Annotated in this window: 1 protein-coding gene; it reads left to right on the top strand. The window is 57.0% G+C overall.

Features of this window, described 5'->3' with window-relative positions; genetic code table 11:
• The coding region (locus KVT32_RS31490; RefSeq protein ID WP_217619575.1) for a hypothetical protein at positions 1-237 on the top strand (237 nt) is incomplete at both ends.

Raw genomic sequence — 237 nt, 5'->3', positions numbered from 1 at the left:
GAACAGCAACAAGAGGGAGCTGGGGCCTTCGTCTGCGGACAAAGAAAACAGTTTCACCGTCACCCTGGAACCGATCAACAGTGCGTTTGGTATCTCATCGAGTACCTTGCGTGCGCTGGCCGACAGTTACGGGATCACCCCTGAAGCAATGCTCGTTCGCGCAGCGACTACCTGGGCACAGGCAGACATCCCGGATCTCGACCTAAATTCGCCTGAACTCTCGGCCGCTCAAGTCGA

Source organism: Achromobacter sp. GbtcB20, assembly GCF_019091095.1.
Classification (GTDB): Bacteria; Pseudomonadota; Gammaproteobacteria; order Burkholderiales; family Burkholderiaceae_B; genus Achromobacter; species Achromobacter mucicolens.
The sequence above is the reverse complement of the archived record's forward strand: the minus strand, read 5'-3'. Positions and strand labels throughout refer to the sequence as shown.